Here is a 24,247-nt window from a genome sequence, read left to right on the forward strand (position 1 = left end):
AAAATACCTTACTCTTTGGGCTCTCTAGCCAAAATATTTCCTTCAAAATCAAACAGTATGACATCTATGGGAACCTTTTTCTCACTATGATTTCTCATATGTCTGTAAACTTCGCTACAAATTAAATCAAAAAATCCTGTAATCTTATTTTCTTGAATAATTTCTGAAACATGTCTTGCGGTGTTTGCTTTTTTGATTGCTTCTATGACTTTGTCATTTGCATTAGCTTTTTTAGCTATTTCTGCAAGAAAATTCATATCTACTTTAGAACCTTTTACATGAGTTTGTTTAACTCCAGCAGCCATTTTTGCAAGTTTACCAATAAACCCAACAACAAATGCTTTTTTGATATTTTTCTTTCCACATTGTTGAATAGTGTATCCTGAAAAATCACCCATTTGAACAAAGCAATGTTCTGGAAGTTCAACAATTTTTTTTGCAAAATCTTCACTTCGTCCTCCAGTTGTTAAAACAACTGTATCATTACCCATTGCAATTGAAACATCAAGATTCTGTCTAATGGATGCAGCATATGATGCAGTTGAAAATGGAATTACAATTCCACTTGTTCCTAAAATTGAAATTCCATTCTTAATCCCGATTCTTGGATTGTCAGTTTTTGGTCCTAATTCTCTGCCTTTTGGAACAGATATTACAACTCTAATTCCTTTCTCCTTTAGAATTTCACTTCCAATCTCTCTTAGATTTTCAGTGATCATTTTTTTTGGAACTGGATTTATTGCTGGTTTGTTGATTTCTAGGCCTAATCCGGGCTTGGTAACTATCCCTACCCCTTCTCCTCCATCAATTTCAATATCATTTTTGTTTTCAGTAAAAGATAATTCAACAATAATTTCAGCACCATGAGTAACATCAGGATCATCTCCTCCATCTTTAATTACAGAACATTTTGCTTTGTTTTCATCAAAATTACAATTGTTTACAGGAATTTGTATGGTGGTCCTTTTAGGTAAAGTGATTTCAATTTCTTTGATTTCTTTTTGATTAATTATTGCCAGTAGTGAGGCTTTTGATGCAGCAGTTGCTGAGCTTCCAGTTGTATAACCTGTTCTTAATTTTTTTTCTTCAGCCACAAATAGATGTATACAATTACTGTATTAACTCTTGTTTGTTCTTTTTCTGAATAGATTTAAAATAAAAAACTGTTTCAAATTGATGTGGAAAAACCTCTTCAAATAGTTATTACAGGAGCTACCGGATTTGTTGCAAAAAATCTACGAAAATATTTGTCAGAATCCAATGTACACTTGATTTCCATATCTAGAAAAAATTTCAAAGCTTTCAAAAATGAAACTAAAATCATTTCTAAAACATATTCTGAAAAATCTTTACTTCCCAAAATTATCAATTCTGATGCTCTTGTCCATCTGGTTGGAATTGGAAAACAATCTTCAACAGAATCTTTTGATTCAATTAATGTTAACCTTACACAGAACATGGTAAATTTAACAATAAAAGCCAAAATCAAAAAACTAGTTTTTTTGAGTGGATTGGGGGTTTCACCATATTCATCAACTGAATATTTTATATCAAAACTAAATGCTGAAAATCATATAAGAAATTCTCCAATAAATTTTACAATTTTTCGTCCATCCTATATTGTTGGAAAAGATGATCTTTTTACAAAATATCTTAAAAAATGCATAAAAGATAAAATGATTCAAATTCCTGGCTCTGGAAAATATCAAATTCAGCCTGTTTACATTAACGATGTTACAAAATTGATTTTTACTTCCATTAAAGAAGAAAAATTTAGGAAAAAAATTATTGATCTTGTAGGACCCGATATCATTACTTTTGAAAAATATGTTAAACTCTTTCTAAAACATTCTAAAACAAAAATTTCCTATATTGATTTAGAAAAATCGTACAATCTTGCTATTAGAAATTCAAAATTTGATTATAGTGTTGATGATTTGAATATTCTAGTAGGTAATTTCGTTGGAAATCATAAAAAACTAAGCAAACTATCTAATGGTAAATTTCAATCAGTTATTCAATTGTTAAAGACCGGCGCCTTGCTTTAGTGCATCAGCTTTGTCTGTTTTTTCCCAACTAAATTCTGGTTCATTTCTTCCAAAATGACCATAAGAAGCTGTTTTTTTGTAAATTGGTCTTTTCAAATCTAATGTTGAAATAATTCCAGATGGTTTCATATCAAAATTCTTTCTAACCAAGTCTTCAATCTGATTTTCTGGAATCTTATTTGTACCAAAAGTGTTTACGTATAATGATACTGGTTCTGCTACTCCAATAGCATATGCCAATTGCACTTCACATCTATCAGCTAATTCTGCTGCAACCAAATTTTTTGCAATGTATCTGCACATGTAACATGCTGATCTATCTACTTTGGATGGATCTTTTCCAGAGAAAGCTCCTCCACCATGTCTTCCAAATCCACCATAAGTATCGACAATAATTTTTCTTCCAGTTAATCCTGCATCTCCATGAGGACCACCAATAACAAATTTTCCAGTAGGGTTGATGTGAACTTTAATTTCATCATTCCAAAGTTCTCCTAAAACAGGTTTGATTACTTTATCCAGAATTTCTCTTTCAATTTCTTCTTGAGAGATTTCTGGGGCGTGTTGGGTTGATACAACAACTGTTTCAATCCTAGTTGGTTTGTTATCTTCATATCTTACAGAAACTTGTGATTTTCCATCTGGTCTAACCCATGGTAATGTGCCATCCCTTCTTACTTGAGATAATTTTTGAATTAGTTTATGTGCAAGTAAAATTGGCATTGGCATAAGTTCTTTAGTTTCATTTGTTGCATAACCAAACATTAATCCTTGATCTCCAGCTCCTTGTTCTTTTTCTTCAGTAGCTGTCACCCCTTGACTGATATCTGGACTCTGTGAATGTAATCTTAGATTTACATGACAGGAATCAGCGTCAAACATTAACTCTTTGTTATCATAACCAATCTCTCTTATTGTTTTTCTAATTAATTCCTCTTGAGCATTTTTATCTAAATTAGCTTTTGATGTTACTTCACCTGATACCGCAACAAAGTCTGTTGTTACCATTGTTTCAACTGCTACTCTGGAATCAGGATCTTGTCTAAGAAATTCATCTAGAAATGCATCTGAAATATTATCACAAACTTTGTCTGGATGACCTTCGGTAACTGATTCTGAAGTAAACAAGAAATTATTTGTCATAAAAATCACCCATACTAGAGTTCATTTTCTAGTTTGATAAACAACACATTGTTGCCTCTTACAATAACTCTACCATAATTTGCAATGGTTTTACCTTCGTGTAATTCTTCGGCATCAGTCATGATCAAATTCATGTATGAATCAACATTATCCATTTTACCTTTGTATTCAACTTCGTTTTTCAGTCTAACTGTAACTTTCTTCTTTGTACTTTTTTGAAGAGTTGTTAAAGGTCTTTTTGCGCTACTTGATTGAGACACTAATTATTCACTTGATTTGCAACTTTGTTCTCTAGAATAAAAGCCTTACCTCGTATTTTTAATTCAAAATTCCTTAAATTTTTTCTTGTTTTTCTAATAATTATCACATGATTTCAACTGGAATTCAAAAATTGGACAAACTTTTGTCAGGTGGAATTTCTCATGGAATAATAGTAGATGTTTTTGGAGCAAACAGTACAGGAAAAACTCAATTTTTACTCCAATTATGTATTTCATGTATTAGAAATGGTGGAAAAGTATTGTATGTTGATACAACAGGAAATTTTAGGCCTGAGCGAATAATTGAGTTACAAAAAAAATTTTATTTAGATTCGGTTTCCCTAAAACAAATTTCTGTTTCTAGAGTTACAAACACACATGAACAAATTAATTCACTAACAAATTTTGATAAAAATTATTCGTTGATTCTTATTGACAATATCACAGATCTGTTTTCCTATGAATATCAAAAAGAAGAATCAATTTATGAAAAAAATTCAATATTTATGAAATACATGAATAGTTTAGCAAAATTCTCTTCCACCACTAATGTTCCTATAGTTGTCACAAATATGGTTAGAACAATTGATGGAAAAGAAATTGAAAATATGAAAACAGCAATTAGTCCTTTTACACATGTAAAAATTCATTTATTAAAAAAACCAAAGTTTTATTCTGGAATTGTAAATTGGGCTTTAAATCAAAATTCATTTCATTATAAAATACACGAATTAGGATTATCAGATGCTGAAGATATTTAACATGCTAATCTAAAGATTAACAATGGCTGGAATTTTTGATTCTATTCCAATAATTACAGTTGCTTTATTTGCACTTGGCTTAGTCGGTGTAATTGTTTATGAAAGATCACGTTCAAACTCAACAGAAGAATCAGATTCTTGATTCCTTATTTGGAAATTTTGGATTTTCAAAACTAACTGAAATTCAACATAAGGCTTCTCCTAAAATTTTACAAAAAAAAGATTGTTTAGTAATTGCTCCTACCGGTTCAGGAAAAACAGAATGTTCTGTAATTCCAATCTTTTCATTATTAAAAAATTCTAAAAAATCTGGAAAAATAAAGGCACTTTACATTACACCATTGCGTGCATTGAATCGAGATGTGTTTAGAAGAATTACAAAATATGCTCATTCAAATGATTTAACAATTCAAATTCGACATGGTGATACATCACAAAAGGATAGAAAGAAAATCACCGAAAATCCACCAGATGTTCTTATTACAACTCCTGAAACATTAGTAATTTTACTAACTCAAATCAAAATGTTAGATGCATTATCTGAACTAGAGTGGATTATTGTAGATGAAGTTCATGAATTATTGTCTAGTGAGCGTGGATCTCAGCTTTCTCTAAGTATGGAGCGTCTGGAATTTAATTCAAAATTTCCTCTAACAAAAATTGGATTATCTGCCACTGTGGGTAATTTTGATGAAGCGGCAAAATTTGTTGTGGGTACGAAAAGAACTTGTGAAATTATTCGAGATACATCTGTTCGAAAATATGATGTTGAGATAAAATTTGTAGATGGAACTATTTCTGATGTAGCCCAAAGTATTGTTGACTATGTTTCTGAATTAGATCTAGACTCGCCAATTCTATTATTTACAAACACTCGTGGAGAGTCAGAGTTTTTAGCATCTATTTTGAAAGAAAAATCTCCAATCCCTATTGAACTACATCACGGTTCTTTATCTAAAGAAGTTCGAGAAGAAACTGAATTATCTTTACGTGAGGGAAAACAAGGGATTGTAGTATGTACTTCTTCACTTGAATTGGGATTAGATATTGGTTCAGTTGAATTAGTTATTCATTATGGCTCACCAAGACAAGTTTCAAAATTTGTACAAAGAATTGGTAGAAGTAGACATAACCGTGATGCTTCTGCCCAAGGACTGATTATCACAAATAATTCTGATGATGAATTTGAGGCACAGGCAATTCTTAATCGAATTCAAGAGGGGTCAATTGAGGAACAAAAAATCCATGATGGATCATTAGATGTTCTTGCTCATCATTTGGTGGGTTTAACCATGCAGATTGGAGAAATGCAAGTTGATGATGCATTTAATCTAGTTACAAAAGCATTTCCTTTTAGAAATTTAAAAATAAATGAATTAATTGACGTTCTGGATTTACTTGATTCTAACTATTTGATATTTTTTGATAGAACTAAAATGACTTTTTGGAAGAAAGGACGTTCCTTCAAATATTATTTTGAGAACCTCTCTACAATTCCCGATATTTTAAAATTCAAAGTTTTTGATAGTGTTGGGAAAAAAATTATCGGTTCATTAGATCAACGATTTGTTGGAGATTATGGTGATTCTGGAAATATTTTCGTCTTGAAAGGCTCACAATGGAGAATTCTTAATGTTGATGAAAAATCCTTTACAGTCAACGTTGAACCATTTCGAGGAGGAGGAATTACAGTTCCATATTGGGAGGGTGAAAACATTCCAATTGACTACAAGACTGCTAGAAAAGTTGGTCAATTTCGAACAAAAGTCAAAAATGGTTCAATCAAATTATCCAACAAACTAATTACAAGTCTGCAATTTGATCAAATTCCTGATGAGGATCATTTTATCATTGAATCAAATCGTTCACAGGGTTCAATTGTAATTCATTCATGTTTTGGCACAAAAATTAATTCTACATTATCTACATTATTGTCTTCCATACTATCTTCATTGTTGGGTTCAATTGTTGATTCTCGTTCTGATGCATATAGAATTGTATTGTCATCTAGATCTAGAATTGTCGAAAAAATATTCCTTGATGTCTTAAAAGATGAATATGATTTATTTTCAATTGTAAGTGCTTCACTTGCAGGTACTCATAATGTAAACTGGAGAACATGGTGTGTTGCAAAAAAATTTGGTATAGTAGGACGTGGAGCAATTTATGAAAGAAAATCTGCCAGATTTCTGTATGAGAGATATTCAAAAACTTCTCTTGTACAGGAAGCATTGCGAGAACTTTTTCATGATAAATATGATTTAGAAAATTGTGAAAAATTACTAAACGATATCAGAGAGGATAAAATTAGCATTCAATGGATTGAAGTAGATAAATTCTCAAAGCTTGCAGAACCGATTTTAGATCATACTGCAAAATATTATTCATCACCTGCAAATCTAGACAAAGGTATTCTTGATCTAGTAAAATCTCGATTAGGAAAAACGAAACATCGTTTAATTTGTGCTAGATGTGGAAAATGGGAACGTGTTGTTGAGACAAATGAGGTTTCAAAATTAATTTGTCCCTATTGTAAGGGGAGACAGATTACTGCAACATTCTATTCGGATTATGATTTACCAAAAATTATACGAAAAAAACATGAGGGCAAAAAACTCACATCTGATGAGAAACACAAGTTTGATCGTGCCTGGAAAGTGTCTTCTTTAATAGAAAATTTTGGAAAAACCGCAATTGTTGTAATGTCTGGATATGGTGTAGGCGCAGATACTGCTGCACGAATCCTACGTAATATGGTTGATGAAGAACATCTCTTCAAACAAATCTATGAAGCTGAACGACAATATGTTGTCACTAGAGGTTTTTGGGATTCTTAATTCTTCTTTGTAATTTTTGAAAACGAAGTTAAGAATAATTCAATTCTACCTTCTAATCCTGCTTTTGCATTAAGACCAGTAATTGAAATTATTTCTCCCAATTCACATTTGTCAATTAATCTGGCTTGATTTCTCCAACCTTTAACCCAAATTTGACCAGTATCATCTTCCACAAACATCTCTGATAGTGCAATTGATTCCCCAGACTTTGTTTGCACTTCTCTTCTTTCTGGTACCTTTAAGATAATAGCTTCTATACAATAACTCTGATCAACTTTTACATCATTAATTTTTGTACGAATCTTTGAAAGTGTTGGAATTGATTCATCATTATCTAATTTTCTTACAAATGAATTATCATCTAATGTAATTGAATTTCCATAAACTTTTGATGGCATACATTCAATCACATCTCCTTCTGCACAAATTGAAGTAGAATTTGAAAAGTCACTGATATTGAACAATTTTCTATTATTGTCTACTCCAAGAATCATATTCTTTCCATTTTCAGTAGGAGTGATAGAAAGAATTCGAGTTACTATTGGTTCTGCTTCTTTTCCCCCTTCTATATCAATTATAGTTGCATCATTTCCATGAATCTCTAATCCTTGATTTCCGTTCTTCACTCTGACACCTAATAATTTAACTTTAGCATTCTGAGAAATCATATTGGGAATTGATGATTCGTCTTTTCCCCAAAGGACTACTCTCATTGCAGAATTATCTTTTCCTTTTAGCCGCATTCTAAGTGCTTTTCCAGGTTGACCTCGTGAGTTTGTGAATTCCATTCCGCTAATAACGCCATCAATTGTGCCTGAAATTACAATGTCTTTTTGTCCTTCTTGTAATTCACTAATGTCTTTGGTGATAGTTTCAATTGATGGAATCTCACTTGAGGAATCTGTTGTTTCAATATTTGAACCTGAACCAATATTTATTGTTGGAGAACCATCAAGATCTGATTTTACATATGCTTTGATAATTTTTATCAAATCTCCTGGTTTTAGATCCTCAATTCCTGGGAGATTTGCTTTTTCATCCCATAGTTTTACACTGGCAGTTGAATTTGAATCATAAACTGTCATAGTTCTTAAGTAAAATGGTGAACCATCTTTTCTAGAAAATTGTTTGGCTGGAGACAAGTTCAAAACTCTTGTTTCTAAAGAAATTTCTTTTGCACCAGCATACAGATCTTTTAATCCTAGTTCTACTTTGAGGGGTTCTGATAAACTCAGTCCATAATCAGATGCAATAAGAAATAGAGCTCCTTGGTCAGTGAGATAACCTGCACCAATTTTTTCTTTCTTCAAATTTATTTGATCTTGTATGTCTTCTTTAGACAGTTCTGGTTTTTGTTCAATTAATTTATTGATTAAATTTTCTAATTCTGACAATTTAATCTTCATAGAAATATTCTATTAATAAAAATTTCATTGAGTTTTAAAAAACTATTTTCAAATCTTTGATCGCATTTTTTTCCAATTTTCTTTCTAAAAATCAATATTATTTTTTCATAGTCACATTTTCACTCTCCAATCAATGTTTTTTTTAAAATTGAGACAAATTACCTCATTAAGTAAATTAGTAAGAAGATCGCAGTTTCCTTATGTCTTGTATTGAGGTAAGCCGTTTATCAAAATCATATGGATCTATCTCTGCCGTTAACAAAATTGAACTATCCGTTGAATCTGGACAAGTATTTGGATTTCTTGGTCCTAACGGTGCTGGAAAATCTACAACTATCAAGCTATTGACTACGCTAATTCCACCTACATCAGGCTCAATGTGCATTCTTGGAATTGATGCAGTCAATAACCCCCTTCAAATTCGTCATAAAATCGGAGTAGTACTTCAACAACCTAGTTACGAGCCTACTCTCTCTGTTGAGAAATCCCTTGACAAGTATGGAATGATGTGGAATGTTCCTAAAATTGAAAGAAAAAAGAGACTTGAGCAACTTCTTGTAGATTTTGATTTGAAAGAAATTCGAAAAAAACGAAATGAAGATCTTTCTATAGGACAACGAAGACGTGTTCAGGTTGCAAGAGAGTTTATGCATGATATGGAACTTTTATTTTTAGATGAACCAACTGTTGGTCTAGATCCAAATGCAAGACGAAATCTTTTAGATTATTTGAAAAATAAAGTTAAGACAGGTTTAACAATTTTTTATACTACTCATATTTTATCTGAAGCTGAATATCTTTGTGATAAAATTGCAATTATAGATAAAGGAAAAATTATAACTGTTGATACTCCAGATGGTTTAAAATCAAAATTTGGCAATGAAAAAACTATTAAAATTCATCTAAATGAAGAAAGAAAAGAAATCATCTCATTTCTATCAAATATTGAAGATTGTAAAATTGATTTTGATAATGGAACAAATATTATTATTCATTCGGAAAAATCTGAATACATATTATTACAAATTTTGAAAATTTTGAATGATGAAGGAATAGAAATAGAGGATTTATCTGCAGTGCCAACAAATCTTGAAGACATATTTCTAAAAATGGTAAGAGAAAATGCATCCGATAATTAGATTAGTAAATAGAAATCTCACAATTTCTCTAAATCCTGGATTTTTAATATGGCAAGTAATTTTTCCACTAATCTACATTTTTGTTGCAGGATTTGCTTATGCACCTCTAATACAAAATGTACCATTAGGTGCTAGAGACTTAGATTATCCTGCTTTTCTTGCATCGGGTATGATTGGATTTAACATAATGAATAGTACTCTTGTATCTGGAATAATAATTTGGAATGATAGACGTCATGGAATGTTTGAACAAATAATGTCTGGTCCCTTTACCAGAAGTCATTACATTCTTAGCAATATTTGTACAATAGGAATTGTTGGACTGGTTAGTGCATCTTTAATTGCCTTAGTAGGCTATCCTGTATTTTTTGATTCAATTGAATTTTCACTAATTACTATACCCTTGATTGTTTTCGGTGCAATCACTGGTTCAGTTTTATTTGGTTCCCTAGCTTCCATTATTTCGACAAGATTACGCTCAAGTGAAGGATTCAATGTAATTATCAATACTGTTTTTCTATTTTTTGCATTTGTAAGTACAGCATTTTATCCAGCAGAAGGTGCACCAGAACCTTTACGTTCAGCTTTCTATCTGAATCCCTTGACTTATCTGGTTGATGTGATTCGAGCAGGAATCTTTGGTACATTTACAGAATTTGTATTTTATGAAATGATTGTTCTTTTAGCAATGGCTGCTGGATTGTTTATAATAGCATCTAAATTATTAACAAAACTTGATTTCTAATCCCTTCTTTAATTGAATTTTGATAAAGTAGCCCGAGGCAGATTCGAACTGCCGTCACGGGCTCCAAAGGCCCATATGCTTGACCTCTACACTATCGGGCTGCTAATCAAAATTCACTAATTCCCTTAATGAACTTTGATTTAGTCTAATTCTGAAGTTATTGATTTATAATTTTGACTAACAGTTCTATAGGACTATCCATAGAATTTACAATTTTTTTTATTCGTTTTTTATGACTTGTATCAGGCCTGTCAAATATCCTATTCATATGTCTAGCAATTTTGGTTGGATTTGTTTCTCTTTTCAACATCTTTTTTTGAACTAAATAATTTTCAATAATGTTTGGAATAGCATTGTATGAAATTGTAGGTACACCTAATAATGTAGATTCTGCAGTCATTGTACCTCCAGATCCAATAAAAACATCTGTTTTTTCTAGAAGTTGTTTTCCATCATATGACATTTTGATAATTTTTGCAGAATTTCCACAAATTTTTTTAAATTGCTCAATTTGTTTTGGGTATCTTCCTAAAATTAGAATATTTTCATTTTTAAATTCTGAAATAATTTTCTTTATAATTGGAATAATAATATCTGATTTAGAAGTGTATGCAGCTTGTTCTTCCTCAATTCTTATTAAAATATTTTTTTTCTTTTTTGTAAATGGGATTCTATTTTGATTTTTCATTTTTCTTTTGATAGTTACAGCAGCATCAATTGCATTATATTGAATAATATTTTTTTCATTAATTCCATATTTTGAGAATTCTTTTTTTTGAATCATTTTTGGTATTAGTAATTTTTGAATTAGTGGTAATGTCAATCTCATTACTGCATCTGCATGGGGTGAATCGCAAAAAGCAATGTGTTTTATTCCTAAACCAAATGAAATCCGTGCAGCTTCTGGTGAACAATAACTTATAACAAGATCTGGAGAGAATTTTTTTATTTTACTATATAGTCCAGACATTCTTTTGATACTTTCATTTAATTTCTCATTTCTATCGCCTCCTCCGTGTCTTCCAACCACTGAAATTTTGAAATCTCGTATTTTCGCAATTCTTATGACTTCACGATATTCTCTTGAAGTGCATAAAATCTCATGTTTTTTGCCTAGCTTTTCAATTATTGGCTCCGAAAACAACAATTGCTTTGGAGTTAGAATATCTATCCAAATTTTCAATTATTCTTCTAAATTGGGTAACTTCAATAAGTTTTTCTTACTCCAATACATAGGCGAAGTATAATGGGGGGAGCAAAAGTGGTTGTTTATGGATTAAGTACTGAAGGATATGCAATTGCATCTCAAATGGCAATCAAAGGAGCAGATGTCTACATAATAGACGAATCAACTCCTTCTGCAATCTCTTTAAAGGCTGAAATTGCCAAAACTTATCCAAATGTTTCTTCTCTAAAAGAAGACGAACCATTGTTAGCAATGGAGCCAATTGATGTTGCAATCTCAAAAGCTCAATATCTTTTCTTTACCCCTAGACTCAGAAAAACTGGCCAAGACATCAAAACTGAAATTCACTCAAAATTCAAAGATGCTGTTTCTTCATTAAAAAAGAAAAGTGCTGTGGTTTTTACATTACCAACTGGGTTTGGTGGAAATAATGAAAATATCTCTTTACTAGAACATGTAACTGGTCTTGAAGTAGGAAAACAAATTTCCTACTTCTATTATCCATTAGAAGATCCTAATCAACAACCAAAAATCATTGGATCATTTAATGGAAAAGAAGATTCAACACTTGCTGAATTATTAACTACTGGGAAAAAAGAGAAGAAATTTGTTGCAATATCTTCATCAGAACATTTTCATGCAATTGATGTTCTTTCAAGATTTTCTAGCCTATGTAGTGTTTTAGAAGTTTGCAAATACGCTCAAGATGATATTACAAAAAATGATTTGTCTTCAGATGATTTCCAAAACATCTTTTTAGATAAAATGGTTGGTGGTCTGTTTGATCTTAAGTCTCTAGGCTCATCTTTTGAAGGTGCTAATACTTTGATGTATTTGATTAATGGAAGTGTCAAAGGAATTGATGGATATATCAAACGTTTAATTGATGAAATTCGTTCTACATTAAAGAAAAATGATCTAAAAGCTAGTAGAACTAAGATTGCATTATCATGGACTCTAGATCAACATTCAATGCGTGGTGACAAAATTGAAATGCTACAAAATCTAACATCTAGGTTACGAGATTATATTGGAGATGTCGAAGCTTATGAAGATCCAAACTTTGATCTCTTCCATTCAGATAAAACAACAATTGTGGTAGCTTGCTCTCAAACCGATTTTGATCATATTGAAAAAACAAAACAAGATTCTGATTTAATTATAGTTAAAGCAAATCCTTTGTGTGAAACTATACAATAATAATTTAAATTAGCTTTTAAAAAAATTCAGACTATGACTGAAGAAGAAAATTCTGATGAAATTCCAGTTAATGTTGTTTCAAATGAAAATAGTGATGATAATAAACTCCAATCTTCTGAAAATGATTGTGATGAAATATCAAAAGAATTAGAGTCTGTAAAAGAAAAAAACTCAGAATACGAAGAAAAACTTAAACATGTTTTGGCAGATTTTCAAAATCTTTCAAAAAAAACTCAGTCAGATATTGAAAACGGTGTTAATGCAAAAGTTGATGATTTTATTTTAGATTTCTTAAAAATTTATGATGATTTTGTTAGAGCAAAGCAAGTGTTTACCGAAAGTAATGTTGAAGCTGAAGGATTAGATGGGATTCTGAAAAATATGGATTCTTTGCTTCTAAAATATCAAATCAAGCCCATTGATGCACTGGGAGAAATTTTTGATCCAAATTATCATGAAGCTATATCTGTTATCAATGATAGTGACCTGGATGATGGCACTATTACTAAGGAGATCAGGAAAGGATATATTTCTCAAACTAGGGTCATAAGACCAACATTAGTAGAAATTTCAAAAAAAGGATGATAAAATATGGCTAAAGTTATAGGAATTGATTTAGGAACTAGTAATTCTGCTGCAGCAGTAATGATGGGTGGGAAACCAACTATTATTCCAGCTGCTGAAGGTGCTACGGTAGGTGGAAAGGCATTCCCCTCTGTTGTAGCATTTTCTAAGGAAGGTGAGTTACTAGTTGGCGAACCAGCAAGAAGACAAGCTGTTACTAATCCTGATAATACAATTGTAGCAGCTAAAAGAAAAATGGGTTCTGATCACGTTTTTAAAATTCAAGACAAAGATTACAAACCACAACAAATCTCAGCATATATTTTACAAAAAATCAAAAAAGATGCAGAAGCATTTGTTGGAGAAGCTGTGGAAAAAGCTGTCATTACTGTTCCTGCATATTTTGATGATAATCAACGTCAAGCAACAAAAGATGCTGGTACTATTGCAGGTTTGGATGTTGTAAGAATAATTAATGAACCTACTGCTGCATCTCTTGCATTTGGATTAGACAAAGCAAAAGAAGACATGAAAATTTTGGTTTTTGACTTTGGTGGAGGTACTTTAGATGTAACAATTATGGAAATGGGTGGAGGTGTATTTGAAGTAATGAGTACATCTGGTGATACTCAATTAGGTGGTACTGATATGGATAAGGTCATTATTGATTACATTGTAGATGAATTCAAGAAAAAAGAAGGTGTTGATTTAACACAAGATTCTACTGCAATGACAAGAATCAGAGAAGCAGCAGAAAAAGCCAAAATTGAATTATCTACAGTTATGGAAACTGATGTTAATTTACCATTTATTGCACATGATCCTTCAAGTGGAGCAAAAAATCTAGAATTAAGAATTACTAGAGCAAAACTTGATGAATTAATTGGGCCAATCGTTGACCGCTGTAAGCCTTCTATTCTTAAAGCATTAGAAGATGCAAAACTATCTCCATCAGACGTACACAAAATTGTGATGGTTGGAGGTCCGACTAGAATTCCTTTGGTACAGAAATTTGTTAGTGAAGTTATCGGAAAAACAGCAGAATCTGGTGTTGATCCTATGGAAGCAGTTGCTATGGGTGCTGCCATTCAGGCTGGTATTATTGCAGGTGATGTTGCAAGTGATATTGTATTACTTGATGTAACGCCTTTAACTTTGGGTATTGAGACCTTAGGAGGAGTAAGAGAGCCTCTTATAGAAAGAAATACCACAATTCCTACTTCTAAAAGTAAAGTATTCACTACAGCAGCTGATAATCAAACTGCTGTAACAATTCACGTTGTTCAAGGTGAACGCCCAATGGCTACAGATAACGTTTCTTTGGGGAGCTTCAATCTAACTGATTTACCACCTGCACCACGTGGGGTTCCACAAATTGAAGTTAAATTTGACATTGATGCAAATGGAATCATTAATGTAACTGCAAAAGATCTTGGAACTCAAAAGGAAGCAAAGATTACAATTGAATCTTCTTCAAAACTTTCTGAAGAAGAAATTGAAAAACTAAAAGAAGATGCAGAAAAATTCTCTGATGAAGACAATAAAAAGAAAGAAAAAATTGATCTTAAGAATGAAGCTGAAAGTTATATCTACACTACAGAAAAATTAGTTAATCATGATTTGAAAGATAAAATTTCTCAAGAACAAGGAATCAAAGTAACTGATGCAGTAAAAGAGGTCAAAGAAGTTCTTGATAGAGAACCTGAAGAATTAAAACCAAAACTAGAAGCCTTACAAACTCTTGTTAATGAAATTACAACTGAACTTTACAAAAATGCATCCCCTCCACCTGGTACTGAAGGACAAGCAGGTGCTGAAGGACAAGCAGGTGCTGAAGGACAAGCAGGTGCTGAAGGACAACAGTCTAGTGAACAAACATCTGAATCTTCTTCTAATGAGAACAAGACCAACTGATTTTTCTAATTCCTTAACTAATATTCTAATGATATAGTGATGATATATGGCTGCAAAACGTGATTATTACGAAGTTTTAGGAGTTTCAAAAACTTCTTCAGCTGATGAAATAAAAAAACAGTATAGAAAATTAGCATTAAAATTTCATCCAGATAGAAATAATTCTTCTGAAGCTGGAGAACATTTTAAAGAAATCTCTGAAGCTTATGCAGTATTATCTGATACCGAAAAAAGACAAATTTATGATCAGCATGGTCATGCTGGAGTAGACGGAAGATATAGCAATGAAGATATCTTTCAAGGTGCACGTGGAGATTTTAGCGATATTTTTGGTCAAGGTGGGGGTGGTTTCGAATCAATTTTTGAATCAATCTTCGGTCGTGGCGGAGGAGGTTTTGGATTTAATCAACAACGGGGTTCTGACATTCTATATGAGACATCTGTATCCTTAGAAGATGTTCTTCACGGAAAACAAATGGAAATTGAATTACAAAAACAAATTGAATGTGATACCTGTCATGGTTCAGGATGTAAACCTGGGACAAATAAGAAGACTTGTGGAGCTTGTAATGGTCAAGGACAAGTAAGACAAACTAGGAATATGGGGTTTGCATCCTTTGTCACTGCAGCTCCTTGTTCATCATGCAGAGGTCAAGGATCAATCATTGAAACACCATGTGAAGAATGTAAAGGACGAGGAAAGAAAAAGGGCTCCAAGACAGTTACATTTGAGATTCCACCAGGAATAGACTCTGGAGATTATACTGTTCCTAATGAAGGAAATGAAATTCCAAATGGATCAAATGGTGATCTTATTGTACGAGTTAGAGTTCAATCTCATTCTCAATTCAAACGAGATGGTAAAGACATCTTTTATGATCATGATGTATCTATGGTAGATGCTGCTTTGGGTTGTGATATTGTTGTGCCTACATTGCAAGGTACAGAAAAGATTAAGGTTGATTCTGGTAGCCAGCCTAACACCATAATAAAATTAAAAGGAAAAGGGGTTCCTCATATCAATTCTAGAGGTAAAGGAGATCAGTATGTTAGGATTGTAGTTAACGTTCCTAGAAAGCTCAACAAACATCAAAAAAACCTTCTTGATGAATTCCAAAAATCTTCAGAGTAGATCAAATTATGAAAATTGCATTAGATGTTGATGGAGTTCTTGCCGATGTAATTGTTTCTTGGTTAGAACATAATAACAAAATTCGTAGTGAAATTTTAAAACATGAAATTACTGATTGGAATTTTTGGAAAAAATTTAACATTAATCAATATGATTTTTATGCTGAATTAAGCAAATGTTGGGAAAATTGGTCAAACATCCCACCCACAGAAACAAAATTATCTGATTTTACCAAGAAAATTTCCCAATTTGGACAAGTAGATATTGTTACTGCTAGAGAACGCTCAACTGATTCTTTTGTAAAAAATTGGCTTAAACATCATGATATTGTTTATGAAAATTATGTTTCTGTAGTTAGCGGACCAATGAAAGCTGATTTGAATTATGATGTATTTATTGACGATTCTCCTCTAAATGCTATGAAAATTTTACAAAATCAAAAAAGAATTTTTCTTTATGACCAACCATGGAATCAAAATATTGTTGATAAGAGAATTAATAGAATTTCAAATCTATCTCAAGTCATTAACCAATTTAATCAGAAATAAATTTTCTAATATTGATTTGATGCCCACTTCTTACATGATTTGCATGTGTAGTTTTTAGCAATTCACCAATTTTATCTTCATTGTAAAATTTGATATTATATCGTCCTAGAACTTTTTTACAATTTGTGCAATATACTTCTCGAAATTCCATTTTTTCACTTTTCTTATCCACTTTATTTTCCAGCATAATAAAGAAACTTATGCTAGATCTCAAAATTTTACGATGCGGGAGTCGCCCAGCCTGGTCAACGGCGTAAGGTTCAGATCCTTATCTCTTAGGAGTTCGTGGGTTCGAATCCCACTTCCCGCATTATTACAATTTTTTTTGAATACTTTTCATTAAAATTCTGTTTACAGTTTCACCTGATGCTTTTCCTCTTAATTCTTTCATGACTATTCCCATTAGAGGACCTATAGCTCGTTCTTTTTGATTTTTTATCAATTGATGATTTTTATCAACTATTTCTTGAATAATTTTTTCTAAATCTGATTCATCAACTGTTTCAATTGATGATGCCTTCATTGCTTCTTCAATAGTATTTGATTTTCCAGACATTATGCCCTCAAATATGATTTCGATTGATTCTTTTGCAATTTTACCTTTCTCTAAAAATTCAAATGTTTTTACAATTTCTTGATTTTTTAATAATTCAGAATCTAGTCCATTTCTTTCCAAATTTGTAATTGTTGAACAAAATACTGATGCTACAAATGTTGGATTTACCTTTGATTTTTCTACAATTTTTTCAAACAAATTAATGTATTTTGAATCAAAAATTTGTTCCGCTAATTGTAAGTTCAAATCATATTTTGTTTGTAATTCTTTTAATGATTCATCCCATGATTTTGGAACATTCTTTTTTGATTCCTCTAATTCATCCTGAGAAATAATAATTGGAGGAATATCAGTTTCAGGGTACATTCTAGCTGCACCAGGCCTTGGGCGAAGAAACTTTGTTTGGCCTTCTTGCGTAGCTAATCTTGTATCAATAGGTATCCCATGATTTTTGATATGTTCTATTCTTAGAATAATTTGATCTATAATGATTTTCATTTTTTCTTCTGGACAAGCTAAAATAAGAAATCCATCATTTTCCTTAATCTTCATGAATTCTTTGAGATTTTCTATGTCTGTTGACTCTACACCATAATTTGGAAGCTCATCGGAGTGAAATACACCTCCAATTCCAAAAAATCTAACCAATTCTGCTATTTCTTTTCCCAAACGAATTCCCTCATATGGTGAAAAACCAAATAATCCGGCCAAATTTTTAAATGAAATTCCCACTATTCTCTGCTTTTTCTTTATAGCATTCTGAATAATCTTTGAATTACATTTTGAAAATAATTCAGTAAGATCTTTTCTATCCTCATTTTCATTATGAGTCCATTTTCTTGTTTGGAGTTCTTTAGAAATTATTAACAATCCGTGTTGTCTCATTGCTTCATATTCTACAACTTTTTGTAATTGATCTAATTGTTGGACACCTTTAACTTCGATAACAACTCCGCCTTCTCGAATTGAAACATTAACATCTTGTCTAATTGATCCTAATCCCCGTCTAACTTTTTTTGTACTTCTAAGAATTCTTCCTAATGCTAATGCAATTTTTCTAATATTTTTAGGATCCACTTCAAATGGCTCTGTAGCAATTTCAACTAATGGAATTCCTAATCTCTCTAATCCAAATTTTCTAACAGATCCTTTATCGCCTAAATTTTTTGCAGCATCTTCTTCAAGACAAATTGATTGGATGCCAATTTTATTTTCTTCAGTTTCAAAACTCCCTCCTTGAGAAATAAGCATGGTTCTTTGAAAACCGGTAGTATTTGAACCGTCTACAACGGTTTTTCTCATTGGATAAATTTCACTAAATATCTCTGAATTTAGTGCTGAAGCTATCACTAATGCAATTTTTTTTGCATCTACATCTAATTCATGGGGAGGTTCTTCATCTTGTTCAACAAGACAACTACTTTCTGGATTTGCGTAATACACAATAGATTTTGATTTTGATTTTTCAAATAATGCGGCTGGATCATATTCTCCAAGCTCACTTTTTGCAGCTCTTAATTTTCTCTGGAATTTAATTGAATATTCTTCTGTTTCAATTGGTTCACAATCACAAAATAACTTCTTGTTAGTAGCTAACTGTTGATGAATTTCTAATCCTACTTTGACTCCTAAATCGTTTGGTGTAATTTCAGTCATTTTCTTTCCTAGTTAGTTAATTCAGAAGCAATGTTTTCAAGCATAATTTCCTTTATTTCATTAGAATTTTCATAATTACCTAACACCCACATTGCTTTGACTAATGCAACTTCTGGAATCATATTTTCAAGAGGAATTATGCCTAAATTTAACAAATCTCTTCCACTTTCATAGACAGTCATTCTTACTCTACCATCAATACATTGTGATGTCATACCTAAGAAAATCCCTTTTTCTTTAGCTTTTTTGATAGATTCGTACATCACTTTTCCAACATGGCCTAGACCTGTTCCTTCAAAAATAATTCCACTTATTCCAGAATCGATAATCTGCTCTAGAATTTTAGGATCATACCCAGGATGATATTTCACTAAAACAACTTTTGTATTTAATTTTATTTTTGGCTCAAAGTCTTTTGTAGAAAAGAAATCTTTCTTCATGTTTTTTTGAATTTGTTCTTCTGCAATTATAAATGCAGGATTATCTCCTATTGTTTGAAATGCTCCTCTTTTACTCGTATGATTTTTTCTCACTCTTGTTCCAATATGACAAGCTATCGTATTGTCATTTTCATCTTGATGCATTACAATGTAAACTCCTCTTGTTTTAGTTTCTGTAATGAATTTTGTTGCTCCGATTAAATTCAGTGCTGCATCAGATGATGCTCTGTCAGAAGATCTTTGTGAGCCAACCAGTATTATTGGAATAGGAAAACCTGTTAATGCAAATGATAAAAATGACGATGTGTAATGCATAGTATCTGTTCCATGTGCTACAATAATTCCAGCATAATCTGATTTTTCAAATTCTTTAATCTTGTTTGCAATTTCCAACCAATTTTCTGGCATTATGTTTTCTGAATATTCTGATAAGAGAACTTCTGCATCAATGTTGGCAATTTCAGAAAGTTCTGGAACTGATGAATTTAATTCTTGAGCAGTTAAAACTGGAGTTACTGCTCCTGTTCTATAATCAACTTTACTTGCAATTGTTCCACCTGTCGAAAGTAACAATATTTTTGGCAATCCTTCTTTTTTCGTAATTTCTTCAGAAGTTTGAGTGATTTTTTCAGCGGTTTGATTTTTTTCTATTTTTTCAATTCTCACAATTTCTAAACCAATATTGTATCCACTTTTGAGTTTAATCACGATGTGTTGATCATCGCTATGCTCATATCTAGGCATGATTATGCCTGAATAAGTGATATCAGAATGAATCTTTACAGAATCTCCAACTATGATGTTATTTGATTTTAAAAATTCTAATGATTTTCCTTCATACCCTCTATATTCTGACATTTATGAGGAATAGATTTGCTATTTTATTAAAACTACCTGTAATAAGATGCTACTAATTTTTCGCCCATCTTGAGGTCTTTTTGTTCTCTTACTTTCTTTACTGCTTCCTCAAAGTGTTTCATAGTAACTTTAGCATCAATACTGCTTTTCTCTACGTCTTTGACATCTGGATGTTTATCTAAGAATTCATGAATTACTAATGAAACTGCTGTATTTGCAATGGATGATGTATCTGCACCACTCATTCCATCGGTAATTTCTGCAATCTTTTCCATATCTACATCATCACCAATTGGAATCTTTTCTGCGTTAATTTCCAAGATACGCTTTCTGCTGTCTTTGTCTGGATTTGGAACTTGGATAATCTTGTCAAATCTACCTGGTCTTAACAAAGCTGGATCAATCATATCTGCTCTATTAGTTGCAGCCAAAACTACAACGCCATGCATGTTTTCCATTCCGTCTAATTCTGTAAGTAATTGACTCACAACTCTCTCAGTAACAGCTGTTTCTCCGCCTGCACCTCTAATTGGTGCAATTGAATCAATTTCATCAAAGAAAACTACACATGGTGCTGATTGACGTGCTCTCTTGAAAATTTCTCTAATGCCTCTTTCTGATTCTCCAACCCATTTTGAAAGTAATTCAGGACCTCTTACTGAAACAAAGTTTGCCTCACTTTGTGTTGCAACTGCTTTAGCAAGTAGAGTCTTACCAGTACCACTAGGGCCGTGAAGTAAAATTCCTCTTGGCATACTATGACCTAATTTATCATAAAGACCAGGATATTTCATTGGCCATTCTACTGCTTCTTGTAATTCTCGTTTTACTTCTTCTAAACCGCCTACTTCATCCCATTTAACATCAGGATTTTCAATGAATACTTCTCTCATACCAGAAGGTGTTACCTCAATGAGAGCTTTAGTAAAGTCTTCATGATTTACTATCAATTTGTCAAGTGTCTCTGGTGGAATTTTTTCCTCTTCTAAATTAAGAATTGGTAATAATCTTCTCAAACATTTCATTGCAGCTTCCTTACACAAGTATTCTAAGTCGGCACCAACATATCCATGACTAATTCCTGAAATTTTATCAATATTTACGTCATCAGATAATGGCATGTTTCTACTGTGAATTGCAAGAATGTCTTTTCGACCTTTTTTATCTGGAACTTTAATCTCAATTTCTCTATCAAATCTTCCTGGCCTTCTTAGTGCAGGATCAATTGCATTTGGTCTATTTGTTGCAGAAATTACAATTACTTTGCCTCTTGCTTCAAGGCCATCCATTAGAGACAACATTTGAGATACAACTCTTCTTTCAACCTCACCAGTAACTTCTTCTCTTTTTGGTGCAATAGAGTCAATTTCATCTACAAAAATTATTGATGGAGCTTTTTCTCTTGCTTCTTTGAAAATTTCTCTTAGTCTGGCTTCACTTTCACCATAGAATTTACTCATAATTTCTGGACCAGAGATACTAATGAAATGTGCATTACTTTCATTTGCAACTGCTTTAGCAAGTAATGTCTTACCTGTACCAGGAGGACCATAAAGTAAAACTCCTTTTGGTGCTTCAATTCCCAATTTTTCAAAAATCTCAGGATGTCTTAATGGTAATTCAATCATTTCTCTAACTTTCTTAATCTCATCTGTCAATCCACCAATGTCTTCGTATGTTACTTGAGGAACGCCACGTAATGTTTCTCCTTTTTCAGCAATATGGAAAACTGTTTTTTGAGTAACTAGAACAGCGTCAGCTGCTGGGGTTACTCCAATTACTTGAAATGTTAATCGGCCACCAAAGTATGGAACCATTACATTATCTCCCTTGATTAGTGGAACACTTTCTAAAGCATCAGCAAGATATCTCTCATCAATTGGAGGGATTGCTTCAAGTGGTGCAACTACAACTTTTTCAGCTGCAACTGCTTTAATTTTTCTAACAGAAATAGTATCTCCAATTGCAATTCCAGAATTATTTCTGCCTAATCCATCAATTCTGATAATTCCTTTACCTTCATCAGATGGATAAAGTGGTAGACATTTTGCAACTGTTCGTCTTTTACCTTTAATTTCAATAACATCGCCTGTAGAGGCATTTAGAGTATCCATTGAATCATAATCAATTCTAGCAACACCCCTTCCTACATCTCTAGTATATGCTTCTAGAACTTTAAGAGAAAGGGCATTTTGACTCATACAGAAAAGCCCTCTGTCTAATTTTTATATCTTTGTGGTAATTTTGCCAAATTACAGTAAAGCCAACCTAGGAATCTAATCACAAGCTTAAAATTCTCTGAGCGTCGGAAACGATCAACTTGGGTAAGAGACCACTAGTAAGAAGAAGAGGCCGTGGAGGCAATCAGTTTAGATCTACTTCTACTGGAAAAGTAGGTTCCAAGGCAAATTACCCACGTTTTCCATTATCTGAACAGCATGAAGGAAAAATCATAGATCTTATTCATGAACGTGGAAGAGATGCACCTTTGGCAAAAATTCGTTTTGAAGATGGTTCAATCTCATTTGTTCCAGCAATTTTGGGTGCAAAAGTTGGTGAAACATTACATTTTGGATTAAAATCAAAAATTGAACAGGGAAATGTTATCAGTATTCAGAATATTCCCGATGGAACTATTGTTTGTAATATTGAAAAACACTTTGGCGATGGCGGAGCCATTGTTAAATCAGCAGGAACTAACGCAACTATTTTCTCACATGGAGAAGAAGGTGTTACAGTAAAATTACCATCTGGAAGATTTGCAACACTAAATCCAAAAAACAGAGCAATGATAGGAACTCTTGCTGGTGGCGGTGTTAGTGAAAGACCATTTATGAGTGCCGGTGGAAAATGGAGAAACTTTAAAGCTAAAGGTAAGAAATATCCAATTGTTAGAGGTGTTGCTCAAGCAGCTTATGTTCACCCTCATGGTGGTGGTCGTCATCAACACGTTGGTCAAAGTTCTACTGTTTCAAGAGATGCTCCTCCTGGTGCAAAGGTTGGAAGTATTGCAGCTAGAAAGACCGGTAGAGCTAGAATTAAAGAAAGAAAGTAACTTTCTAACCTAAAATTGATTAATAGCTCGTAAAAAGATATTCTATTGACTAACCAAAGAATCCACATTTTTGTTACTGGAAAGGTGCAGGGTGTGTTTTTTCGCCAAGCTCTAAAAGTCATGGCTAAAAAAAATGATGTATTTGGTTGGGTAAAAAATCTGAAAGATGGTAGAGTTGAAGCCATTTTAGAAGGAAACCAGGAAAAAGTTAGTAGACTAATTGAATGGGCACATGGAGGTCCTGCTAATGCGAGAGTTGAAGATGTTGAAATCCGAAACGAGGACTTTACTGGAGAATTCTCAAAATTTGATGTTTTGTACTAGTGAATTTCTTCATATGCTTCTTTGATAATATCACCAAATTCAGAAATTGATTGTTCTTTTTTTATTTCAATTATTTGAACAGGAATTTTTCTACTTTTTTGAATTTTGATAATTACTCCATCCCTCTCAGGTTGAACATCAGCAAACCATCTAAAAGTCATTGATTTACAAAAAACTACTCTGTGCATTCTTACATCTTCAACTACATTTTCTCCTAACGAAAAACAAAATTCTCTAATTTTATCAAAAAATGGTAACACTTGGACAGGAATTTGTTTTTTAAAGTCTTCATAAGTTCTCTTGTTTCCAAAAGAAATCATTCCTTCCATATTGTTGTAAACTATGTTTAGAGTATAAAGGTAGTAGATCTGCTGGTTCCAGTCTAGACGAATAGCCCCATTTCAAGGCGTACAAGATCCGCCACGTTGACGAGGAAGCGTGGATGCTCCACCTTAGGATTGCTCCCTCCCGGACC

The 24,247-nt window shown here is 32.4% G+C and carries 22 protein-coding genes and 2 tRNA genes; 13 read left to right on the forward strand and 11 right to left on the reverse strand.

Annotated elements, in window-relative coordinates:
* Window positions 1–8: 8 nt before the first annotated feature.
* On the reverse strand, window positions 9–1,094 hold the full coding sequence (locus Q0941_RS03180; protein WP_299291294.1) for a cobalt-precorrin-5B (C(1))-methyltransferase: 1,086 nt from the start codon (window positions 1,092–1,094) through the stop codon (window positions 9–11).
* Between the two features lie 84 nt (window positions 1,095–1,178).
* On the opposite strand from Q0941_RS03180, the gene Q0941_RS03185 reads away from it, so the two are divergent.
* Window positions 1,179–2,048, forward strand: a complete 870-nt coding sequence (locus Q0941_RS03185) for an NAD-dependent epimerase/dehydratase family protein (RefSeq protein WP_299291296.1) — start codon at window positions 1,179–1,181, stop codon at window positions 2,046–2,048.
* On the opposite strand, the gene metK is transcribed toward Q0941_RS03185, so the two are convergent.
* Window positions 2,025–3,191, reverse strand: a complete 1,167-nt coding sequence (gene metK / locus Q0941_RS03190; RefSeq protein ID WP_299291298.1) for a methionine adenosyltransferase — start codon at window positions 3,189–3,191, stop codon at window positions 2,025–2,027. The two genes, Q0941_RS03185 and metK, sit on opposite strands and share 24 nt — an antisense overlap.
* Window positions 3,192–3,205: 14 nt before the next feature.
* On the reverse strand, window positions 3,206–3,451 hold the full coding sequence (locus Q0941_RS03195; protein WP_299291300.1) for a U6 snRNA-associated Sm-like protein LSm6: 246 nt from the start codon (window positions 3,449–3,451) through the stop codon (window positions 3,206–3,208).
* Between the two features lie 107 nt (window positions 3,452–3,558).
* Here Q0941_RS03195 and Q0941_RS03200 point away from each other — a divergent pair, with 107 nt between their 5' ends.
* Complete coding sequence (locus Q0941_RS03200) at window positions 3,559–4,212, forward strand: ATPase domain-containing protein (RefSeq protein ID WP_299291303.1); 654 nt, start codon at window positions 3,559–3,561, stop codon at window positions 4,210–4,212.
* Window positions 4,213–4,310: 98 nt separating this feature from the next.
* On the forward strand, window positions 4,311–7,049 hold the full coding sequence (locus tag Q0941_RS03205; protein ID WP_299291305.1) for a DEAD/DEAH box helicase: 2,739 nt from the start codon (window positions 4,311–4,313) through the stop codon (window positions 7,047–7,049).
* On the opposite strand, the gene Q0941_RS03210 is transcribed toward Q0941_RS03205, so the two are convergent.
* On the reverse strand, window positions 7,046–8,455 hold the full coding sequence (locus Q0941_RS03210; protein WP_299291307.1) for a single-stranded DNA-binding protein: 1,410 nt from the start codon (window positions 8,453–8,455) through the stop codon (window positions 7,046–7,048). The two genes, Q0941_RS03205 and Q0941_RS03210, sit on opposite strands and share 4 nt — an antisense overlap.
* A 200-nt stretch (window positions 8,456–8,655) precedes the next feature.
* On the opposite strand from Q0941_RS03210, the gene Q0941_RS03215 reads away from it, so the two are divergent.
* The gene (locus Q0941_RS03215; RefSeq protein ID WP_299291308.1) at window positions 8,656–9,594 is read left to right on the forward strand and encodes an ABC transporter ATP-binding protein; all 939 of its coding nucleotides are present in this window, start codon (window positions 8,656–8,658) and stop codon (window positions 9,592–9,594) included.
* Entirely contained in the window at window positions 9,578–10,339 is a 762-nt protein-coding gene (locus tag Q0941_RS03220) for an ABC transporter permease (protein ID WP_299291310.1), read from the forward strand. Before Q0941_RS03215 ends, Q0941_RS03220 begins: the two co-directional genes overlap by 17 nt.
* 28 nt (window positions 10,340–10,367) lie before the next feature.
* On the opposite strand, the gene Q0941_RS03225 is transcribed toward Q0941_RS03220, so the two are convergent.
* Window positions 10,368–10,440: transfer RNA gene (locus tag Q0941_RS03225), tRNA-Gln, on the reverse strand.
* Window positions 10,441–10,496: 56 nt separating this feature from the next.
* Entirely contained in the window at window positions 10,497–11,522 is a 1,026-nt protein-coding gene (locus tag Q0941_RS03230; protein WP_299291312.1) for a DUF354 domain-containing protein, read from the reverse strand.
* A 63-nt stretch (window positions 11,523–11,585) separates the two neighbouring features.
* On the opposite strand from Q0941_RS03230, the gene Q0941_RS03235 reads away from it, so the two are divergent.
* The 5 genes from Q0941_RS03235 to Q0941_RS03255 are packed head-to-tail and all read left to right on the forward strand — an operon-like array spanning window position 11,586 to window position 16,883.
* Window positions 11,586–12,725: a hypothetical protein gene (locus tag Q0941_RS03235; RefSeq protein ID WP_299291314.1), complete on the forward strand. Its 1,140-nt coding sequence runs from the start codon at window positions 11,586–11,588 to the stop codon at window positions 12,723–12,725.
* A 33-nt stretch (window positions 12,726–12,758) separates the two neighbouring features.
* A complete protein-coding gene (locus Q0941_RS03240; RefSeq protein ID WP_299291316.1) occupies window positions 12,759–13,310 on the forward strand; it encodes a nucleotide exchange factor GrpE in 552 nt (183 codons plus the stop codon).
* A gap of 6 nt (window positions 13,311–13,316) precedes the next feature.
* Complete coding sequence (dnaK, locus tag Q0941_RS03245; RefSeq protein WP_299291318.1) at window positions 13,317–15,203, forward strand: molecular chaperone DnaK; 1,887 nt, start codon at window positions 13,317–13,319, stop codon at window positions 15,201–15,203.
* Window positions 15,204–15,249: 46 nt separating this feature from the next.
* Window positions 15,250–16,335: a molecular chaperone DnaJ gene (gene dnaJ / locus Q0941_RS03250; protein ID WP_299291319.1), complete on the forward strand. Its 1,086-nt coding sequence runs from the start codon at window positions 15,250–15,252 to the stop codon at window positions 16,333–16,335.
* An 8-nt stretch (window positions 16,336–16,343) separates the two neighbouring features.
* The gene (locus Q0941_RS03255) at window positions 16,344–16,883 is read left to right on the forward strand and encodes a hypothetical protein (RefSeq protein WP_299291321.1); all 540 of its coding nucleotides are present in this window, start codon (window positions 16,344–16,346) and stop codon (window positions 16,881–16,883) included.
* Here Q0941_RS03255 and Q0941_RS03260 read toward each other — a convergent pair.
* Window positions 16,870–17,070: a hypothetical protein gene (locus tag Q0941_RS03260; RefSeq protein WP_299291337.1), complete on the reverse strand. Its 201-nt coding sequence runs from the start codon at window positions 17,068–17,070 to the stop codon at window positions 16,870–16,872. The two genes, Q0941_RS03255 and Q0941_RS03260, sit on opposite strands and share 14 nt — an antisense overlap.
* A gap of 38 nt (window positions 17,071–17,108) precedes the next feature.
* On the opposite strand from Q0941_RS03260, the gene Q0941_RS03265 reads away from it, so the two are divergent.
* Window positions 17,109–17,193: transfer RNA gene (locus Q0941_RS03265), tRNA-Leu, on the forward strand.
* Between the two features lie 3 nt (window positions 17,194–17,196).
* On the opposite strand, the gene gatE is transcribed toward Q0941_RS03265, so the two are convergent.
* The 3 genes from gatE to Q0941_RS03280 are packed head-to-tail and all read right to left on the reverse strand — an operon-like array spanning window position 17,197 to window position 22,594.
* Window positions 17,197–19,095: a Glu-tRNA(Gln) amidotransferase subunit GatE gene (gatE, locus tag Q0941_RS03270; protein WP_299291323.1), complete on the reverse strand. Its 1,899-nt coding sequence runs from the start codon at window positions 19,093–19,095 to the stop codon at window positions 17,197–17,199.
* Window positions 19,096–19,103: 8 nt separating this feature from the next.
* On the reverse strand, window positions 19,104–20,393 hold the full coding sequence (gene gatD / locus Q0941_RS03275; protein ID WP_299291325.1) for a Glu-tRNA(Gln) amidotransferase subunit GatD: 1,290 nt from the start codon (window positions 20,391–20,393) through the stop codon (window positions 19,104–19,106).
* Between the two features lie 32 nt (window positions 20,394–20,425).
* Entirely contained in the window at window positions 20,426–22,594 is a 2,169-nt protein-coding gene (locus Q0941_RS03280; RefSeq protein WP_299291327.1) for a CDC48 family AAA ATPase, read from the reverse strand.
* Window positions 22,595–22,713: 119 nt separating this feature from the next.
* Here Q0941_RS03280 and Q0941_RS03285 point away from each other — a divergent pair, with 119 nt between their 5' ends.
* Entirely contained in the window at window positions 22,714–23,448 is a 735-nt protein-coding gene (locus Q0941_RS03285) for a 50S ribosomal protein L2 (protein WP_299291329.1), read from the forward strand.
* A gap of 45 nt (window positions 23,449–23,493) precedes the next feature.
* Window positions 23,494–23,772, forward strand: a complete 279-nt coding sequence (locus Q0941_RS03290; protein WP_299291331.1) for an acylphosphatase — start codon at window positions 23,494–23,496, stop codon at window positions 23,770–23,772.
* Here Q0941_RS03290 and Q0941_RS03295 read toward each other — a convergent pair.
* Window positions 23,769–24,101 carry a hypothetical protein gene (locus Q0941_RS03295; RefSeq protein WP_299291333.1) on the reverse strand — a complete coding sequence of 111 codons (333 nt, stop codon included), beginning with the start codon at window positions 24,099–24,101 and terminating at the stop codon, window positions 23,769–23,771. The two genes, Q0941_RS03290 and Q0941_RS03295, sit on opposite strands and share 4 nt — an antisense overlap.
* Window positions 24,102–24,247 lie beyond the last annotated feature (146 nt).

The organism is Candidatus Nitrosopumilus sp., from assembly GCF_028278985.1.
GTDB lineage: Archaea > Thermoproteota > Nitrososphaeria > Nitrososphaerales > Nitrosopumilaceae > Nitrosopumilus.

Coding starts and splice junctions, on each gene's coding strand:
- Q0941_RS03255 (WP_299291321.1), top strand. CDS start 16,344: ATGAAAATTGCATTAGATGTTGATGGAGTTCTTGCCGATGTAATTGTT.
- Q0941_RS03200 (WP_299291303.1), top strand. CDS start 3,559: ATGATTTCAACTGGAATTCAAAAATTGGACAAACTTTTGTCAGGTGGA.
- Q0941_RS03220 (WP_299291310.1), top strand. CDS start 9,578: ATGCATCCGATAATTAGATTAGTAAATAGAAATCTCACAATTTCTCTA.
- Q0941_RS03260 (WP_299291337.1), bottom strand. CDS start 17,070: ATGCTGGAAAATAAAGTGGATAAGAAAAGTGAAAAAATGGAATTTCGA.
- metK (WP_299291298.1), bottom strand. CDS start 3,191: ATGACAAATAATTTCTTGTTTACTTCAGAATCAGTTACCGAAGGTCAT.
- gatD (WP_299291325.1), bottom strand. CDS start 20,393: ATGTCAGAATATAGAGGGTATGAAGGAAAATCATTAGAATTTTTAAAA.
- dnaK (WP_299291318.1), top strand. CDS start 13,317: ATGGCTAAAGTTATAGGAATTGATTTAGGAACTAGTAATTCTGCTGCA.
- Q0941_RS03235 (WP_299291314.1), top strand. CDS start 11,586: ATGGGGGGAGCAAAAGTGGTTGTTTATGGATTAAGTACTGAAGGATAT.
- dnaJ (WP_299291319.1), top strand. CDS start 15,250: ATGGCTGCAAAACGTGATTATTACGAAGTTTTAGGAGTTTCAAAAACT.
- Q0941_RS03280 (WP_299291327.1), bottom strand. CDS start 22,594: ATGAGTCAAAATGCCCTTTCTCTTAAAGTTCTAGAAGCATATACTAGA.
- Q0941_RS03295 (WP_299291333.1), bottom strand. CDS start 24,101: ATGGAAGGAATGATTTCTTTTGGAAACAAGAGAACTTATGAAGACTTT.
- Q0941_RS03205 (WP_299291305.1), top strand. CDS start 4,311: ATGAAAGATCACGTTCAAACTCAACAGAAGAATCAGATTCTTGATTCC.
- Q0941_RS03210 (WP_299291307.1), bottom strand. CDS start 8,455: ATGAAGATTAAATTGTCAGAATTAGAAAATTTAATCAATAAATTAATT.
- Q0941_RS03240 (WP_299291316.1), top strand. CDS start 12,759: ATGACTGAAGAAGAAAATTCTGATGAAATTCCAGTTAATGTTGTTTCA.
- Q0941_RS03215 (WP_299291308.1), top strand. CDS start 8,656: ATGTCTTGTATTGAGGTAAGCCGTTTATCAAAATCATATGGATCTATC.
- gatE (WP_299291323.1), bottom strand. CDS start 19,095: ATGACTGAAATTACACCAAACGATTTAGGAGTCAAAGTAGGATTAGAA.